General features: G+C 32.0%; 1 protein-coding gene. It reads right to left on the bottom strand.

The features are described 5' to 3' along the window. Nucleotides 1-222 precede the first annotated feature (222 nt). The coding region (locus QRD02_RS14330; protein ID WP_290255645.1) for a hypothetical protein at nt 223-444 on the bottom strand (222 nt) is incomplete at its 5' end.

The raw sequence follows: 444 nt of genomic DNA on the forward strand, positions 1-444 counted from the left end.
TCTTTGTTTTGCTTATCATTACAAGCAATTATTAAAATCGAAAATAAAATTATTAATAGTTTCTGCATTTTCTTCAAACTTGTTGCCAACGTTTAGTATAACCGCAGTTACGGGTAAATTTAATGTTTTTCGAATAAGCACCTACGGTAGCAATTACGCGTGGATTCGGACGCGGTCGAATCCGCCGTAATTGCGGTTATATATTGTTACCACACGTTTTTTCTACGTTTCTAAAAAACTATAAACTTCTTTTTTTGTCTGTTTTAAATCGACATTTTCGTAACAATGAGAATTCGTTGAAAAATAATCATCATTATCAATAATGAAACAATTTAGAACTTTTTTGTCTAACTGAATCCATAATCCAACATCGGCGAGACAAGTCCGCTCAATTTTTAGTTCTTTATTAATTTCCAAATTCGGGTTTATTTGAGAGCTTTCCGT

This window comes from Aequorivita aurantiaca (assembly GCF_030410135.1).
In the GTDB taxonomy this organism is placed as follows: domain Bacteria; phylum Bacteroidota; class Bacteroidia; order Flavobacteriales; family Flavobacteriaceae; genus Aequorivita; species Aequorivita aurantiaca.